Annotated in this window: 13 protein-coding genes and 1 other RNA gene; 10 read left to right on the top strand and 4 right to left on the bottom strand. The window is 34.7% G+C overall.

The features are described from left to right. The first annotated feature begins 14 nt into the window (after positions 1–14). Both ggt and ACP7AV_RS07005 read left to right on the top strand, forming a co-directional pair. Positions 15–1,700, top strand: coding sequence for a gamma-glutamyltransferase (gene ggt / locus ACP7AV_RS07010; protein WP_426091332.1), 1,686 nt, complete (start codon positions 15–17; stop codon positions 1,698–1,700). A gap of 210 nt (positions 1,701–1,910) precedes the next feature. Further along, on the top strand, positions 1,911–3,695 hold the full coding sequence (locus ACP7AV_RS07005) for a chloride channel protein (protein ID WP_426063844.1): 1,785 nt from the start codon (positions 1,911–1,913) through the stop codon (positions 3,693–3,695). A gap of 60 nt (positions 3,696–3,755) precedes the next feature. On the opposite strand, the gene rnpB is transcribed toward ACP7AV_RS07005, so the two are convergent. After that, positions 3,756–4,075, bottom strand: an RNA gene (gene rnpB, locus ACP7AV_RS07000) — RNase P RNA component class A. 121 nt (positions 4,076–4,196) lie between these two features. Between rnpB and ACP7AV_RS06995 the strand changes: the two genes are divergently transcribed. The 6 genes from ACP7AV_RS06995 to ACP7AV_RS06970 all read left to right on the top strand — a co-directional run bounded on the left by ACP7AV_RS06995 (position 4,197) and on the right by ACP7AV_RS06970 (position 9,089). Then, positions 4,197–4,505: a hypothetical protein gene (locus ACP7AV_RS06995; protein ID WP_426063843.1), complete on the top strand. Its 309-nt coding sequence runs from the start codon at positions 4,197–4,199 to the stop codon at positions 4,503–4,505. Between the two features lie 69 nt (positions 4,506–4,574). Beyond that, on the top strand, positions 4,575–5,690 hold the full coding sequence (locus ACP7AV_RS06990) for a class I SAM-dependent methyltransferase (RefSeq protein ID WP_426091331.1): 1,116 nt from the start codon (positions 4,575–4,577) through the stop codon (positions 5,688–5,690). Positions 5,691–5,851: 161 nt separating this feature from the next. After that, positions 5,852–6,163: a hypothetical protein gene (locus ACP7AV_RS06985; RefSeq protein ID WP_091208587.1), complete on the top strand. Its 312-nt coding sequence runs from the start codon at positions 5,852–5,854 to the stop codon at positions 6,161–6,163. A gap of 42 nt (positions 6,164–6,205) precedes the next feature. Next, positions 6,206–7,240 (top strand): DNA topoisomerase IB, encoded by a 1,035-nt coding sequence (locus tag ACP7AV_RS06980; RefSeq protein ID WP_426091330.1) that lies wholly within the window; start codon positions 6,206–6,208, stop codon positions 7,238–7,240. A gap of 113 nt (positions 7,241–7,353) precedes the next feature. Next, positions 7,354–8,439: a DNA polymerase III subunit gamma/tau gene (dnaX, locus tag ACP7AV_RS06975; RefSeq protein ID WP_426064031.1), complete on the top strand. Its 1,086-nt coding sequence runs from the start codon at positions 7,354–7,356 to the stop codon at positions 8,437–8,439. Between the two features lie 266 nt (positions 8,440–8,705). Continuing rightward, positions 8,706–9,089 (top strand): DNA polymerase III, encoded by a 384-nt coding sequence (locus ACP7AV_RS06970; RefSeq protein WP_426063840.1) that lies wholly within the window; start codon positions 8,706–8,708, stop codon positions 9,087–9,089. Positions 9,090–9,101: 12 nt separating this feature from the next. Here the strand turns inward: ACP7AV_RS06970 and ACP7AV_RS06965 are convergent, their stop codons facing one another. The 3 genes from ACP7AV_RS06965 to ACP7AV_RS06955 all read right to left on the bottom strand — a co-directional run bounded on the left by ACP7AV_RS06965 (position 9,102) and on the right by ACP7AV_RS06955 (position 12,643). Next, a complete protein-coding gene (locus ACP7AV_RS06965) occupies positions 9,102–9,992 on the bottom strand; it encodes a Ppx/GppA phosphatase family protein (protein WP_426063839.1) in 891 nt (296 codons plus the stop codon). A gap of 81 nt (positions 9,993–10,073) precedes the next feature. Further along, a complete protein-coding gene (gene ppk1 / locus ACP7AV_RS06960) occupies positions 10,074–12,161 on the bottom strand; it encodes a polyphosphate kinase 1 (RefSeq protein ID WP_426063838.1) in 2,088 nt (695 codons plus the stop codon). Further along, complete coding sequence (locus tag ACP7AV_RS06955) at positions 12,158–12,643, bottom strand: SixA phosphatase family protein (RefSeq protein WP_426063837.1); 486 nt, start codon at positions 12,641–12,643, stop codon at positions 12,158–12,160. Before ACP7AV_RS06955 ends, ppk1 begins: the two co-directional genes overlap by 4 nt. Positions 12,644–13,022: 379 nt before the next feature. On the opposite strand from ACP7AV_RS06955, the gene ACP7AV_RS06950 reads away from it, so the two are divergent. Together ACP7AV_RS06950 and ACP7AV_RS06945 are read left to right on the top strand one after the other, a co-directional pair. Further along, positions 13,023–13,613: a hypothetical protein gene (locus tag ACP7AV_RS06950; RefSeq protein WP_426091329.1), complete on the top strand. Its 591-nt coding sequence runs from the start codon at positions 13,023–13,025 to the stop codon at positions 13,611–13,613. Between the two features lie 33 nt (positions 13,614–13,646). After that, positions 13,647–19,090, top strand: a 5,444-nt coding sequence (locus ACP7AV_RS06945; protein WP_426091328.1) for an HYR domain-containing protein, incomplete at its 3' end; no start/stop codon positions are given.

Below are 19,090 nucleotides of genomic sequence, written 5' to 3'. Positions count from 1 at the left end.
TTATACTATTTCGAATGAAAAAAATGATTATTTTATTGAGTGTTTTTTCTATTGGTTGTAAAACCCAAAATGTAATGGTTCAACCCACAGGCCTGGTTGCTGATAAAGCAATGGTAGTATCGGCTCGTGAAGAAGCTTCAAAAATTGGAGTTGAAATCATGAGAAAAGGTGGCAATGCTTTTGATGCGATGGTGGCAACTGAATTGGCTCTTGCAGTGGCTTACCCGTTTGCGGGAAATCTTGGCGGTGGTGGTTTTATGGTGTATCGTAAAGCAAATGGCGAAGTTGGTTCATTGGATTACCGAGAAAAAGCACCATTAGCGGCTACAAAAGACATGTTCCTTGACGAAAAAGGAAATGTCATAAAAGGAAAAAGCACTGAATCTCCACTTGCGATTGGAGTTCCCGGAACCATTGCTGGCGTTTTTGCCGTTCATGAAAAACTGGGTTCACTTTCTATGGAAGAACTTTTGAAACCCGTAATTGCATTGGCTGAAAGAGGAGTCATTGTTACTAAAAGACAAGAAGATCGACTAAATGATTACCGAGCGAAAATCATAAAAGTAAATGGTGACAAAACGCTATTTGCAACTGTTTTCAAAGAAAATGATGTTATACAATATCCTGCGCTGGCTGCTACATTGAAAAGGATTTCAAAAAATGGCAGAGATGAATTTTACAAAGGGAAAACTGCTGAAATATTAGTTAAATATCTCCATGAAAAAGGAGCTATAATCACCTTGGAAGATTTGGCTCAATACCAAGCCAAATGGAGAACGCCACTCACTTTTGATTACAAGGATTTAAAGGTTATATCGATGCCTCCACCAAGTAGTGGCGGTATTTGTCTGGCTGAAATATTCAAAATGATAGCGCCTTTCGACCTGGCTAAAATGGGCCATAATTCAACTGAGGCCATCCAGGTTATTGTAGAAGCCGAAAGAAGAGCTTATGCAGACAGAAGTTATTATCTGGGTGACCCGGATTTTGTAAAAATTCCTTTAAAAGCATTAATGGCAGATGATTATTTGAAACAAAGAATGTCGAATTTTAGTTTTGAAAAAGCCACATTATCATCGGAAATAAAAGAAGGAAAAGTAAATTATAATGAGAGTACAGAAACTACTCATTATTCGATTGTAGATCAATTTGGTAATGCTGTTTCGGCAACTACAACATTAAACGATGGATACGGTTCTAAATATTATTGTGATGAATTGGGATTTTTCTTAAACAATGAAATGGATGATTTCAGTGCCAAACCAGGTGAACCCAATATGTTTGGATTAGTGGGAAATGAGGCCAACAGTATTGCGCCACAAAAACGAATGTTGAGTTCTATGACACCAACAATTGTGGAGAGAAACGGCAAATTATTCATGGTTGTGGGTTCGCCCGGTGGTTCTACGATTATTACATCGGTATTGCAAACGATTTTAAATGTTTCTGAGTATAATTTCAGCATGCAACAAGCAGTAAATGCACCCCGTTTTCACCACCAATGGTTGCCGGATTTAATCACTTTTGAGCCTAATACTTTCAATACTAAAACCTTTACAACCTTAAAATCAAAAGGATATCTCATTAATGAAAAAACGACACCTGTTATAGGAAAAGTAGATGCGATTTTAGTTTTACCAAATCAAAAACTGCAAGGTGGCGCTGATTTTAGAGGTGATGACACAGCGGTTGGATTTTAGCACTTCGACTGTGATCAGAATAACGAAAAATTTAATATTTATGAATTTTACACGTGCCTTAGAAAACGCTTTTAAACAAAATAAATCCAGAAGCTGTGCGGCAGTTTGTGGCAAATTGTAATTTAAAACCATTAAGCACAAAAGAAGCGTTAAAAAATATTTGTTAGGATTAAAATAATAGTAGTTTTGCACCCCTTTTAAAAAATTATAATGTTCAAAAAATATATATCCAAATTAGAAGTAATAGTTGCCTTAGCGCAATCCTTGCTAACTCCAAAACAGTTTATATTTTTATCCGCAGTTTTAGTTGGTATTTCTTCCGCTTTTGCAGTAATTGTACTAAAAACTTTTGCCCACTGGGTTTTTTCTTTTGCCACGTATGTCAGTGGAATTTTGAAATTAGGATTTCTAAATAGTATTCTGCCAATAATTGGTATTTTGCTCACCGTTTTTGTTATCAAAAGAGTTTTGGGTGGATCAATACAAAAAGGAACTTCACAAATTTTATATGCCGTTGCTAAAAAGGCGAGTATTATTCCAAAAAAACAAATGTACGCCCAAATCATTACCAGCTCACTCACAGTTGGTTTGGGTGGTTCGGCAGGTTTAGAAAGTCCGATTGTTATTACCGGTGCCGCTTTTGGATCAAATTATGCCCAAAAATATAAATTGAGTTACAAAGACCGAACGCTCCTTATCGGTTGTGGTGTTGCCGCAGGTGTTGCCGCAGCTTTTAATGCACCAATAGCCGGGGTTTTATTTGCGATCGAAGTGTTATTGGTTGATGTTAGTATTGCCGCTTTTACACCCATTATGATTGCAGCGGCTACCGGTGCTTTGGTTTCTGTAATTGCATTAGATGAAGGAATATTGCTTTCGTTCAAACAGCAACAAAGTTTTGATTATCATAACATTGCTTATTATATTCTTTTAGGCTTATTCACAGGATTCATTTCGGTTTATTACTCCCGTAATTTTCAGAAAGTCGAACATTTTTTTGCCCGACTTAAACTCTCTCCCTATAAAAAAGCGTTGTTTGGTTCTTCTATTTTAGCCATCCTTATTTTTATTTTTCCAACACTATTTGGAGAAGGATATGATAGTATCAAAACATTATCTGACAATGATCCCGGACAATTATTGGAAAATACATTATTCAGCAGTTTTAGAAATAACAGCTGGGCACTTTTACTTTTTGTAGGATGTACAATGATGATAAAGGTTTTTGCCACAGGAATCACTTTAGGCAGCGGCGGTAATGGAGGTAATTTTGCCCCTTCGTTATTTCTGGGTTCGTATGTTGGTTTTTTCTTTTCTAAATTTTTAAATTTAACAGGGCTTACAAAATTACCAGTAAGTAATTTTACATTGGTTGGAATGGCAGGGATTTTAAGTGGATTGTTTCATGCGCCGTTAACAGCGATTTTCCTTATTGCTGAAATTACGGGCGGCTACAACTTAATGATTCCCCTGATGATTGTTTCTTCTATTAGTTTTGCTATTTCTAAACGTTTTGAAAAACATTCAATGGATGTGAAAAATTTGGCACAAAAAGGACATGCATTCACTAGTAATAAAGATACAAATGTACTCTCTACTTTAGATACAAATTCCATTATCCAAACTGATTTTTTGACTATTGCCCCCGATGAAAATCTAGAAAAATTAGTTGATTTAATTTCCCATTCAAACCAAGTGATATTTGCCGTTGTAGATGATGAAAATCAACTTCTGGGAATTGTCCATTTTAATACAATTCGGGAAATCATATTTAATTCCTATAGGGTTAAATACACTCTGATAAAAGAAATTATGATGAAGCCTATTGAAATTGTCACTCCGGATGAAAGTATGGAAACGGTCATGGATAAGTTCGAAAAATCCAAAGTTGCATTCCTTCCGGTACTTAAAAACGACAAGTATTATGGGTTTATAAGCAAATCTATTGCACTTGAAGCTTATAGAACTAAACTCAAATCAATGACAATAGATTAATTTTAATGTTCTAAAATTTCACCTATTACATCAAAAATAAATGTGATTTGGCTTTAAATAAAAAAATGCAGACCTGTAAGCCGGATTCTGTCTCCAATAAATTAGAGCCTCATCATTTATCTAGATCCCGCATTACTGCGGGACTCAAGCTATCTACCCTTCAACAACGGACGAGAAGCCCTTAAATGCTGATATACTTGATATTTCACCGCATAGAGTTTACCTGGTTTCACTACAGCATTACCTGTACATACTTTCTGTTGCACTTGTCCTAATCCCGATAAATCGGTACCGACGGGTATTACCCGCTATGCTTCCCTTTGGTGTCCGGACTTTCCTCCCTTTTGAATACTCAAAACGGCGATAAGGCGGTCTGCGGTGCGAAATTACATTATTTTTTCGTGTATCTCTATCTCAGACAATTTACTTTAACAACCTTTTTATAACGACTTAATAATAAATTAGTTACCTTTATAATTCACAATTAATCTTCCGTTATTTATGAAACCATCCTATCATTACACCACAGTTTTGGAAGCTTTAGAGGATTTGAAAGAAAAAAGTTTTACCTATGATTTTAATATTCATCAAGAAGACATTAAAACTAATCCACACAATTACGAAGTGAATCATGTATATCGCTACGAAGGTGATACTGATCCAGCAGAAGAATCAGTGGTTTATGGCATAACTTCAAATTTAGGTATAAAAGGAGTTTTTGTATCAGGATTTTCAGCTAATTCAGATAATGATGCGGCATTTTTTTTAGAAAAATTATGTATCGATGGCGGAGGACAATGCAAACTCTAATTTTTCTTATTCCTTCTTTTAAAAAAAATAGAACTTGTTTTTAAAGTCTAAAAAAATATTTATTTAATCGTGGTGCAGTTATCCGAAATAATAATAAAACGAATCAAAAAAGAAGGGCCAATATCTTTTGAAGATTTTATGGAAATGGCATTGTATTATCCAAAATTGGGCTATTACAATGCCACGCAAAATAAAATTGGAGCTGATGGTGATTTTTACACGAGCCCTTATATCTCTGCTGATTTTGGTGCCATGATCGGGCGGCAAATTGAAGAGATGTGGAAAAATTTAGGAAAAGAACCTTTTAAGATTATTGAATATGGAGCTGGCACGGGTTTATTGTGTCACGATATTTTAGAATATCTCAAAAACAATAATGCTTTATATGATACCTTAAACTATTGCATTATTGAAAAGAGTGTTAGCATGCGCGAAATTGAAAAGCGTCATCTGAAAGAAAAAGTCAGTTGGTACAACTCAATTCAGGATATTCCCCAAATTAACGGCTGTATTTTATCAAATGAATTGATTGACAATTTTTCTATACATCAGGTCATTATGGATGAGGAACTTAAAGAAATATTTGTAGATTACAAAGAGGGTTTTGTGGAAATTTTAAAGCCTGCAAATAAAAAACTGATTCATTATTTTAAAACATTAAACGTACAACTGCCGAAAGGTTTTCGCACAGAGGTCAATTTGCAGGCAATTTCATGGATAAAGGAAGTTTCTTCTTCGTTACAAAAAGGATACATTATTACGATAGATTATGGATCATTGTCGAGTGATTTGTACACTAGCCGTCGAAGTTGCGGTACACTATTGTGTTATCATAAACATCAAAAAAACGACAACCCCTATCAATTTATTGGTGAGCAAGACATTACAACACATATAAATTTTTCCGCTTTATCCCAATGGGGTTTAAATTATGGCATGGAAAGTTGCGGAATGGTAGACCAGGCACAATTTTTATTAGGTTTGGGTATCAAAGAGTATCAAAATATTGCTTTGGTGAAAAATCAAAATAATTTACAGTTAGCAGCCCATGAAGCACTTATGAATTATAGATTATTAGTCGATATGGGGATAAAATTTAAAGTTTTAATTCAACAAAAAAAAGTACCTAAACACACTTTATCAGGATTGAAGTTTCTAAATTCATCATTAGTTATCTCACATTAAAAATGAAATCATAAACATTCTGCACAACCCACAAACAGTTGTGACAGAACTAAAAATTAAAAGTGAAAAATTTTAAACTACTTGACAATATTTATATAAAAACTTATATCCCTAATAAGTATACCTTTAATTAAATACAATTAACTCATAAAAAAAATATCATGGATAAGCGAATGTATCACTATGCGACTGTTTCTAAAGCACTGGAAGAATTAAAAGAAAAAGGATTTACAATCGATTTTAACGTTCAAGAAAAAAGGATAATTGACAGTCCGGATGATTTTGAAATTGTGCATCTATATCGGTATGAAGGAGAGAGTGATCCTGGAGATGAAGCTACGGTTTTTGGTATTAAATCAAGTACGGGAGAAAAAGGTGTTTTTGTAGCAGGACTATCTGCATTTGCTGACAATAGTGCCGCTATGGTTTTAAATGAACTGACGATTAAAGGAAGAGAAGATCGTCCAGAATAATATTACAGTACAATGAACCGCTTACAATCTAAGCTAGAAAAAATGGGTCGGGATCCCCTAATTACAGCAAAAGCAGTAAGTCTTCGCTATTGTGTAAATTATACTAAAGGTTATTTTAGAATCAAAAGCAACGATACTTATCATTACATTGATCAAAATGAGAATTCAATTAATGATCCTGAAATTTTAACCCGAATTTTAAAATTAGTGCTTCCGCCAGCATGGGAAAACGTATGGATTTCGCCTTATGAAAATGGTCACTTACAAGCTACAGGCATAGATTCTAAAGGCAGAAAACAGTATCGTTATCATGAGCAATGGAACAAAATCAGAAATCAATCTAAATTTTATCGCATTCAAAGTTTTGCTTTAGCTTTGCCTTTGATTCGAAAACATGTGGAACAAGATTTAAAAAATAAAAATTTAACGTACGAAAAAGTTATTGCGCTTGTAATAAAATTAATAGAGGTAACAAATATTCGTATTGGAAATGAAACGTACAAAAAATTATACGGCTCATTCGGATTAACTACTTTACAAGATAGACATGTCAAATTTCAAAATTCAAATATTCGATTTGAATTTACAGGTAAAAAAGGTGTCAAGCATAAAATCAGTTTTATCAGTAAAAAATTAGCGACATTAGTCAAAAGATGTAAAGATATTCCCGGACAAGATCTATTCCAATATTATGACTTGCAAGGAAATCATCATACAATTGGTTCGTCAGATATAAATAATTACTTAAAAAACATAACAAACCAAGATTTTACTGCTAAGGATTTTCGGGTTTGGTCAGGAAGCGTAAACGCATTAAGTGCGTTCCAACAATTAAAACCACCAGTAAGTCAAACGGAATCCAAACGCAAAATAATTGAAGTAATTGATGAAGTTGCCTTAAAACTGGGCAATACAAGATCCGTTTGTAAAAAATATTATGTTCATCCAACTGTTATTGCTGCATTCGAAAAAGGTTCTATCTGGCAATACAAATCCAAAAAAATTAATGCTAAATTTCTGCCGGAGGAATACGCATTACTAAAGCTACTTGATAAAGAAATAATTGCAAATATTTAGAATAAATTTTTAAGAAATCTAGATTTAATTTGTCTCAGGCCAACACTTAAATTCTGTTTTATTTTTTGTTATTTGACTCACCAAAACCTATATTTGTGCTTGAATTAATTTTTATGGAACAATTTGTTGTATCGGCACGTAAATATCGACCTCAAACATTTAAAGATGTTGTAGGACAAAAAGCCATTACCAATACTTTACTAAATGCCATAGAAAGCAACCATCTTGCTTCTGCACTCTTATTTACAGGACCACGCGGTGTTGGTAAAACTACATGCGCTCGTATTTTGGCCCGAAAAATAAACCAGCCAGGATACGATGATCCCAATGAAGATTTTGCTTTTAATGTTTTCGAATTAGATGCAGCGTCCAACAACTCTGTCGATGATATCAGGAATTTAATAGATCAAGTTCGGATCCCACCACAAACAGGACAATACAAAGTATATATTATTGATGAGGTTCATATGTTATCATCAGCAGCTTTTAATGCTTTCTTAAAAACACTGGAAGAACCGCCTAAGCACGCCATTTTTATTTTGGCAACGACCGAAAAACATAAAATTATTCCAACGATACTTTCTCGTTGTCAGATATTTGATTTTAAAAGAATTACCGTAAAAGATGCTAAAGAACATCTTGCCGAAGTCGCCACCAGTCAAGGCGTAGTTTTTGAAGATGACGCTTTGCATATCATTGCTCAAAAAGCGGACGGCGCCATGCGAGATGCTTTGTCTATTTTTGACCGAGTCGTTTCTTTTTGTGGAAAAGATTTAACGCGTCAGGCCGTGACGGAGAATTTGAATGTGTTGGATTACGAAACGTACATCAACATTACCGATTTGATTTTAGAAAATAAAATCCCGGATTTATTAATGGCTTTTAACGAAATTCTTTCTAAAGGATTTGATGCGCATCATTTTGTTTCCGGATTGGCTTCCCATTTCAGAGATTTGTTAGTTTCCAAAACACCTGCAACGTTAACTTTATTAGAAGTTGGTGAACAAGCACAACAAATGTATGGTGTGCAAGCACAAAAATGCAATCAAGACTTTCTTTTGAAAGGAATCGAGATTGCAAATGATTGTGATTTAAAATACAAACTGAGCCAAAATCAGCGACTTCTTGTTGAACTTTGCCTGATGCAACTAGCCTCTATCACTTTTGATGGAGAAAAAAAAAAGTTGAACAATATATAATTCCACCTACTTATTTTAAAAAGAATGATTATTCAATAACGGATCAAACAAAAATTGAAGATTCAAAATCTGCTATCCCAGTTATAGAATTAATTCAAATAAAAGAACCGGAAACTATAACTGCTATTCCATCAATTCCAGTTCCTACCCCTGAAGTAAAAATTAACATTCCACAATCGAATGAGCCAAAGGTTTCTGCGTTTTCATTAGCCAGTATTCGCGCTAAAAAAGCATTAGAAGAAAGCAGTAAAGGAATTGTAAAAGAGGTGCTTCATTTGCCAACTGAACCATTCACAGAGACAGAAATGCTGTTGCAATGGAACAAATACGCGCAACGTTTAGGAGACAAAGGCTATAAAATTATGGAATCGTTGTTGCTCATCAACGATCCAAAATTAAATGGAACCGCAATTACCATTGAATTGCCAAATGAAGGCTCAAAATTAGATTTTGAAAAAGAAATACATGGCCTTTTGGGACATTTGAAAGGACATCTACACAATCATGACATCACAATTGAGGTTGTTGTAAATGAAAGTATAGAAAATAAAAGAAGTTTTAATGACCAAGATCGCTACAATAGATTATTGGAGATAAATCCAAACATTGAGCTGTTACGCACAACATTTGGATTAGATTTAGACGCATAATCTATATTAAAATTAAATTTTACCGTAGTACATTGCTTTTACAATTCCATCCGAAAGACCAATTTTTGGTACATAAATATTTCTTGCTCCACTCCATTTCATGGCATTCAGATAAATTCTTGTGGCAGGAATAATTACATCGGCACGATCAGGATTGAGACCTAGTTCAGATATTCTTTGCTCATAAGAAAGAGAATTTAAAAAAGTATATTGAGAATTCATGTAAATGTAAGAAAGCGGCTTATCTTGTAATTTCCCCGACATTTTAAAAAGCTTATTTATATTTCCACCAGAACCTATCAACGTAACTTCATCAAATTCTTGCGTATTTGTTTTAATCCATTTTTCAATTTCATCCCACACTATATCGCAGACCATATCATTCAGTAAACGAACGGTTCCAGCTTTAAAAGATCTTGAGTTGATCATTTTACCATTTGAAAATAACGTAAACTCAGTACTTCCGCCGCCAACATCGACAAAAAGATAGGTTTGATCCGTTTTTAACAAATGATGTAAATCAGTCGATGCAATTAAGGCAGCTTCTTTTTTACCATCAATAATTTCTATTTTTATATCTGCTTTTTTCTTTATCAATGCTACAACTTCTTTACCATTATAGGCTTCTCGCATCGCAGAGGTTGCAAAAGCCATGTAGCGTTCCACTTTATGCACTTTCATCAAAAGATTAAAAGCCTTCATGGCATCACACATTCTTTCGATATTCTCTTCTGAAATTTCACCAACTGTAAAAGCGTCCTGGCCAAGACGAATAGGTACACGAACGAGGGAACTTTTGTTAAACTGAGGCTCTTTACCTTCTTGTTCCACAATATTAGCAATCAACAAACGCATGGCATTGGAGCCAATATCAATTGCTGCATATTTTTTTATTTTAATCATTTCCAATTCATTATTTACTGATTATAGTGTAGATTTCTTAATTATATGAGTGCAAAATCCCATCCAGATATAAACAATTAATTATACTTTTTCTTCATCAGGCACTACTTCTTGCTGTTTTTTTTGATAGTATTTGTACGTTTCAAATTGCGCTCTAAAAACAGGATTATGATTTCTTGTACGGTATTTATTATCTAGTTTGTATGAATGGAAACGGGCTTTTACATTACCTTTCCAGCCAATGTCAAAATTATCAATCAGTTCATTTTTTATTTCCTGATCATAAATAGGACACGTTACTTCGACCCTTCCATCAAGATTTCTGGTCATAAAGTCTGCTGATGAAATAAAAACTTCCGTTTGCCCTGCATTGCCAAAAATATAAATTCTGGAATGTTCCAGATAATTATCCACAATACTTATTGCCTCTATATTATCACTCATTCCTGGAATTCCGGGAATCAACGAACAAATCCCTCTTATTTCAAGTTGAATTTTTACACCGGCTTTACTTGCTTCATATAATTTATCAATCATTGCAAAATCAGACAAACTATTCATTTTCAATTTTATATGCGTTTTTCTTCCTGCCAAAGCATGTGTAATTTCCCGATCAATCAACTTTACAAATCTCGTTCTGGTGTAATGAGGTGAAACAATAAGGTGCTTGTAGCGATGCACTCTATAATTGATGTCAAAGAACTCGAATATCCGCATGATGTCTTTTAAAATCTGTTGATGAGATGTAAAAAGAGTAACATCAGTATACACTTTCGCAGTAGATTCATTAAAGTTGCCGGTTGAAATAAAACCATATCGTTTTATTTTGTCATTCTCAATTCTTTCGATAACACATATTTTACTATGTACTTTAAGTCCTTTTATTCCAAAAATGAGTTCAATACCTTCCAATTGCATTTGTTCAGCATAAGAAATATTGGAAGCCTCATCAAAACGAGCTTGCAATTCAATTTGGACCGTTACTTTTTTTCCGTTTTTTGCCGCATTTATGAGCGAACTAATAATTTGAGAGTTTTTTGCCAATCTATACAAAGTGATTTTAATCGAAATTACTTTGGGATCCAACGCCGCTTCACGCAAAAACTTGGTCAAATAGGAAAAGGATTGATAAGGAGCATTTAATAAATAATCTTTCTCGCTTATTTTTTCGAGCATACTTCCTTCAAGACTTAATCCCGGAATAGGAAGGGGATCATTCGTTTGGTATAACAAATCATATCTTCCCAGATTTGGAAAATTCATATAATCACGTCTGTTGTGATATCTTCCGCCAGGAATGATGCTGTCAGTGGACACAATTTTCATTTTGTCCAAGAAAAAATTCAATGTATCGTCTTCGATTAATTGGTCGTAAATAAAACGCACGGGTTCTCCAATCCTTCTGTCTTTTACACTTAGTGATATTTTTTCAATCATACTTTTACTCAAATCACTATCAATGTCAAGTTGCGCATCTCTGGTGATTTTTATCATGTGAGCCGTAACGTTTTTGTAGTCAAAAATATTAAAAATATTGCTCAGGTTGTGTCGGATAACATCATCCAGAAGAATGACGTACTGTTTTTCGTTATTAGACGGTAAAACAACAAAGCGGTTAATCGTTTTGGGAATTTCGATAACTGCATATCGAACTTCTGAATTTTTATTCATAACCAGCTTGATGGCTAAATATCCCGAAGTATCTTTCAATACTGGAAATTCAGCTAAATCATTTAAGATAATTGTTACCAATTCAGGGCTCACTTTTTGAATAAAAAAATCTTTTAGAAAAATTTCTTGTTCATTCGTAATATCCGATTCGGTAATGATAAATATGTTTTTAGTTTCAAGTTCGCTTTCGATAATATTTAAAATTCGTAAACTTTCAGATTGTTGCTGTATGACAATTTCAGTAATATCTTTAACTAATTGTTGCGCTGAAATACCTCCCAAATATTTTTCTCCAGATATTCCCGTTAAACTCAATCGTCGTATAGCTGCAAAACGAACTCTGAAAAACTCGTCTAAATTATTTGAAAAAATACCCAAAAAACGCAACCTGTCTAATAACGGAACTGAATGATCGCCAGCTTCTTGAAGTACTCTTGCGTTGAATGCCAACCAACTTTTTTCTCTATCAATATATTTATATTCTAATACTTTATTCATCTTAGATTTTTGGGGAATATTATTTTTTTTATTTTACCATTTTTTATTTTTTTCCAATCATCACCATCAAATTTTAAAGATACAAAACCAGCTGTTGGAACATTTTCGATAAAAATATCTCCAAATCTATTAACAAAATCTGTAATTGCCGCATTATGTCCAAAAAGAATAACACTTTCAAAAATATTACTGCATGATTTAATAACGTTCTCTAGATTCTTTTCATCAAAAGTATAAAGGTCGTCTTTGTAAACAATGCTTTCAATAGGATATGAAATATTTTGAGCAAAAATTAACGCAGTATCAGTGGCTCTTTTTGCAGAACTACTCCAGATTATATAGGTTTTCGGAATTAAATCTTTGGCTTGAGCGGCAACAAGATGAGCATCTTTTATTCCTTGACAGTTTAAAGCACGATTTTTATCATGGATGGGAACCTCCCAACTTGATTTTGCATGGCGAACCAAAATTAAGTTTTTCATGTCGGAAAAATTTCTGTTTTCGATTAGTAAAATTGATGAAATGTAATTTACAAAACAAAAAATTATAATATTATTTTTTAACTTTTTATTCTATAAAATATTCATTAAAATTTTCAAAAAGTTAACTAATAAAAGACTGAAACAACTCCTAATATAAAGTTAAACAAAAAAGAGTAATTGTTATTAAAGGCTGATATTACTGCAGATAGCTTAATAATTTGATGTGTTTTTTTAAGATTGATTTAACAAAAACATGCACTTAACCGAGTATTTAGGTTGTTTGCAGAAAAAAGAAACAACTGTAATTTATTACATATAATTTAGTTCTTTATTAATTTGATAATTCATAAAAAACCTAATTTTAATCCTCATAACATTCATGGAAAAAAAATACTTTACCTCAAAAAATCGGGTTTCAGACTTTTCTAATTTTTTTAAAAATTCATCAATTGAACTTTTAAAAAAATTAGTTTTCGTTTGTTTTGCATCATTGGCAAGTTCAGCTTCTGGTCAAGTATTAAAATCCAGTGATGAAACGCCTCAAGTGCTGGAGATAAAGTCTTTTTTAGCAGCAATGAAAAAATCTGAGCAAAATTCGAGATCAGTAAACCCTGAATCAAAACGTTTGGAAAATTTGTTGAATGATGTGCAACAGACCGTTTATTTTTATTCTGGCAAGGTTGAAAGTTATGGAGATAATCCAAACTCTTTATTTACAAATACAAAATCTTTGAACGCAATTGCCTCGTCCAACATCGACATTGAAAATATTGAAATAGTAACTATTAAAATTGACAGCAACGCTGATTTAAATATTCCAATTGATTTATCAGTACTTTCCCTATTTTCTAAGTTAAAGTACGTGTACATCCTTTCTAATATTAGTAGTAGCGAAACTTCTGTAATCAAACTTATTAAAAACATAAATCCTCGATATACTGTTTTTTATAAAATAGACCAAAGCGAATAAATCTAGATGAGATAACAACCTACAATAATTATTATGAAAAAACTATACTCTGAATCTAAAATAGTTTACCCAATATTTCGTCTATTTTTTATAGTAATCTTTTTTTTAGGATTCGCGTTTTCTTTGAATGCGCAGGTCAAAATTCCTTTTAAAGAGAGGACATCGACATTTTCACCACTTAAGAAAACGTATAATGTAAAAGGTGATTTTACCATGATTGGTAATACCAATTTAACATTACAGAATTATGGTGACAATGTTACCAATGATAATCCAATGATTTATGTTGACATTGATAACGATTCAAAAACTTGGAATTCATCCTCATCAACCTTATCATTACCTACAGATAATGGAACTGCTTCTTCTTGTTCAAATATTGTGTATGCAGGATTATATTGGACAGGAAGAGCGTCAGATAGTGATACCAATAATTATATGGTAGCTGCATCGAACGGTGGTGTTAACAAAAATTTTGACAAAAGAGTTGTCTCATTAAAAGGACCTGGAGAATCCAATTACACGAATATAACAGCAAGTTCAATAGGGAACGTTAATGAAATTTATTATCCAAATAATTCAGATGGATATATGTATTCTGCTTATGCAGAAGTTACGCAATATGTCAAAGATCACGGAGTCGGAGAGTATTTTGCGGCTGATATTGCTCTGAAACAAGGAAATGGTGGTGGAACTGGATTTTATGGTGGTTGGGGATTAATTGTTATTTACGAAAATTCAAGCATGAAAAATCGTGACATCACTGTTTTTGATGGACATGCTTATGTAAAAGGTTCTAAAACAATAAATCACGAAATTGATGTCACAGGTTTTAATGCAGTACCTTCAGGAAATGTTGGTATTAAACTTGGAATGATTGCTGGAGAAGGCGATAGAGGAATATCTGGTGATTATTTTCAGATTCAAAAAAAGAATTCCTCTAACTATTTAAGTCTTAACCATTCCGCAAATTCGACCAACAATTTTTTTAATTCTTCGATACAAACGGGAGGAAATCAAAGAAATCCATCACTTGCAAATAATACTGGATTAGACATAAGTATGTTTACCATTCCTAATGCAGATAATTCCATAATAGGTAATAATCAGACAGCAACAAAATTCAAATACGGTTCAACACAGGATACCTATGTCATATTTGCAATAGCAATGGCTGTTGATGCCTATGTTCCCGATATCGAAGGTATTATTACGGCTACAAAAATCGATAACGTTCCTGTTTCTGGCACTAACCCAACAAAAGCTTTACCTGGTCAAGAGTTAGAATATAAAATTCAAATAGAAAATCGAGGTACAGAAGCCATCAATAATACAAAAATTGTAATACCAATACCTTATAATGCCACCTATATTGCAAATAGTGCTTCTAAAACCATCAATTTCACACCAAACCCTTCTCCTAATACCTTAGTTTACGAACCCACTACTGGAGCAAATGGTTCCGTTGTTTGGGATTTTGGTACTTTACCGCTACCTGTTAACGGAGATAAAAATAGCATCTTAGCAGAACTTACGTTTAAATTTAAAATTACTGAAGATTGTACATTATTAAAAAATATTAACTGTAATAATGTAGTTTCAGTCATTGGTTTTTTAAGTGGTACAGGATCAGTATCTACAGTAAAAGTTATCGATAAATCTTTAATTCAAGGCTACACCTCAGGAGGTAATTGTCAAGGAACCGCAATTCCAACGCCTTACACAACAACAATCGATGCTGCTGCTTATGTTAATACAAATTGTCAGGCTACTCCACCGATCACGGCTTTTACATTTTGTAACGCTGGACGTTCCATTGCGATTACCGCTGTAGCAGGAGCATTTCCTACTGGAGCAACATTTTACAACTCGTATCCAGTTGTTAGAGGAACAACAATTCAATATACCATAAACAAACCATTTCCTGCAACTGTTGGAACTTCTACATATTATGCAGTACCTCCGGGGGTTGGCAGTGATTGTTATTTCCAATTTACGATTACCGTTTCAAGCATTACGTCATTGCCTCTAGTAACTGATGTAAAATATTGTATTGATGAGAATACAGTACCGCTAATCGCTACTGCAAGTAATCCTTCCTATGATTTATATTATTACACTAGTGAAACATCATCAGCTCAAATGTCTATTACTCCATCGTCAACTACTGTTGGAGAAACTACATATTATGTTGCCGAAGGTCAAACTAATTCTTGTATCGGTCCAAAAAAACCAATTAAAGTTACTGTTTATCCAAAACCAACAGTTGTCGCACCTGTAAATAAAACTTTTGAAGGATGTGAAACTGATGCATTAACTGGTTTGCCTTATAGTGAAACAGACATAAATATTACATTATCACAGTTTATAACAGCCGGAGGTACTTTTCCGAATAGTAGTAACGTTAGCACCTATTCCATTTCCTATAAAGATTCAAAAAGTGGAAGTTGCCCAATAAAGATTGAAAGAACCTTTAAAATTACAACAATCTGTGGTTCGACTATTGTAAAACAAACTATTAAAATTCAAGATACAACTGCACCGATCATTACTGGTACTTTATCTGATGTAAATAAAGAAGGTTGTTCTCTTACCGATCTTCCCCCAGCTGTAAAAACAGTAGCAGCTTTAGAATCATTAGGCTTATTAATTAGTGATAATTGTACAACTGATTTAAATATGACTGTTACAAATTTAGATATTATAAATGGAAATTTACCCACTGTTATTACTAGGACGTACACAGTATCTGATCAATGTAATAATCAAGCTGTAGTAAATCAAAAAATTATTATAAAAGATACTGTTGCGCCTGTTACTCCCGTTTTGGCAGATGTAACCGGACAATGCGCTGCTACTGCGACCGCTCCAAAAACTACCGATGTTTGTAGTGGAAATTATATTGTAGGAACAACGTTAGACCCTCTTACCTATACAACTCAAGGTACCTACACCATCACTTGGACTTTTAAAGACGGGAACGGAAATACAACTACCGCTACTCAAAAAGTAATTGTAAAAGATACTGTTGCGCCTGTGACTCCCGTTTTGGCTGATGTAACCGCACAATGCGCTGCTACTGCGACTGCTCCAAAAACTACGGATGTTTGTAGTGGAAATTATATTGTAGGAACAACGTTAGATCCTCTTACCTATACAACTCAAGGAACTTATGTTATTACTTGGACTTTTAAAGACGGGAACGGAAATACAACTACCGCTACTCAAAAAGTAATTGTAAAAGATACTATTGCGCCTGTGACTCCCGTTTTGGCTGATGTAACCGCACAATGCGCTGCCACTGCGACCGCTCCAAAAACTACCGATGTTTGTAGTGGAAATTATATTGTAGGAACAACGTTAGATCCTCTTACCTATACAACTCAAGGAACTTATGTTATTACTTGGACTTTTAAAGACGGGAACGGAAATACAACTTCCGCTACTCAAAAAGTAATTGTAAAAGATACTGTTGCGCCTGTGACTCCCGTTTTGGCAGATGTAACCGGACAATGCGCTGCTACTGCGACCGCTCCAAAAACTACCGATGTTTGTAGTGGAAATTATATTGTAGGAACAACGTTAGATCCTCTTACTTATACAACTCAAGGAACTTATGTTATTACTTGGACTTTTAAAGACGGGAACGGAAATACAACTTCCGCTACTCAAAATGTTATTGTAAAAGATACTGTTGCGCCTGTGACTCCCGTTTTGGCAGATGTAACCGGACAATGCGCTGCTACTGCGACTGCTCCAAAAACGAAGGATGTTTGCAGTGGAAATTATATTGTAGGAACAACGTTAGATCCTCTTACCTATACAACTCAAGGTACCTACACCATCACTTGGAGTTTTAAAGATGGGAACGGAAATACAACTACCGCTACTCAAAAAGTAATTGTAAAAGATACTGTTGCGCCTGTGACTCCCGTTTTGGCTGATGTAACCGCACAATGCGCTGCTACTGCGACTGCTCCAAAAACTACCGATGTTTGTAGTGGAAATTATATTGTAGGAACAACGTTAGATCCTCTTACTTATACAACTCAAGGTACCTACACCATCACTTGGAGTTTTAAAGATGGGAACGGAAATACAACTACCGCTACTCAAAAAGTAATTGTAAAAGATACTGTTGCGCCTGTCACTCCTGTTTTGGCAGATGTAACCGGACAATGCGCTGCTACTGCAACCGCTCCAACAACTACGGATGTTTGCAGTGGAAATTATATTGTAGGAACAACGTTAGACCCTCTTACTTATACAACTCAAGGAACTTATGTTATTAATTGGACTTTTAAAGACGGGAACGGAAATACAACTACCGCTACGCAAAAAGTAATTGTAAAAGATACTGTTGCGCCTGTTACTCCCGTTTTGGCAGATGTAACCGGACAATGCGCTGCTACTGCGACCGCTCCAACAACTACGGATGTTTGTAGTGGAACAATTACAGGAACAACATCTACTGTTTTTCCTATCACAACTCAAGGAACCACCGTAGTGACCTGGACTTTTGATGACGGAAAAGGAAATAATATCACAGCTACTCAAAATGTTATTGTAAAAGATAACATAAATCCAACTATAACCTGTGCAGCGCCGGTAACGGTGCCTGTGGACGTGGCTTCTTGTACTGCGGCTAAAGCCAATGTAACTCTTGGAAATCCAACTACTGCTGATAATTGTGAGGTAAAATCTGTAACCAACGATGCGCCTACCGTTTTCCCTATCGGAAACACAACCGTAACTTGGACTGTAACAGACCATGCAGGAAATACTGCTACTTGTACTCAAATTGTAACGGTGGTAGACAATATCAATCCAACTATAACCTGTGCAGGGCCGGTAACGGTGCCTGTGGACGTGGCTTCCTGTACTGCGGCTAAAGCCAATGTAACTCTTGGAAATCCAACTACTACTGATAATTGTGAGGTGAAATCTGTAACCAACGATGCGCCTACCGTTTTCCCTATCGGAAACACAACCGTAACTTGGACTGTAACAGACAATGCCGGAAATACCGCTACTTGTACTCAAATTGTAACGGTGGTAGACAATATAAATCCAACCATCACCTGTGCAGCGCCGGTAACGGTGCCTGTGGACGTGGCTTCCTGTACTGCGGCTAAAGCCAATGTAACTCTTGGAAATCCAACTACTGCTGATAACTGTGAGGTAAAATCTGTAACCAACGATGCGCCTACCGTTTTCCCTATCGGAAACACAACCGTAACTTGGACTGTAACAGACCATGCAGGGAATACCGCTACTTGTACTCAAATTGTAACGGTGGTAGACAATATTAATCCAACTATCACCTGTGCAGCGCCGGTAACGGTGCCTGTGGATGTAGCTTCCTGTACTGCGGCTAAAGCCAATGTAACTCTCGGAAATCCAACTACTACTGATAACTGTGAGGTAAAATCTGTAACCAACGATGCGCCTACCGTTTTCCCTATCGGAAACACAAC

The organism is Flavobacterium sp. DSR3-2, assembly GCF_049896525.1.
Lineage (GTDB): Bacteria > Bacteroidota > Bacteroidia > Flavobacteriales > Flavobacteriaceae > Flavobacterium.
Note: the sequence above shows the minus strand (reverse complement) of the source record. Positions and strands in the feature narration are given on the sequence as shown.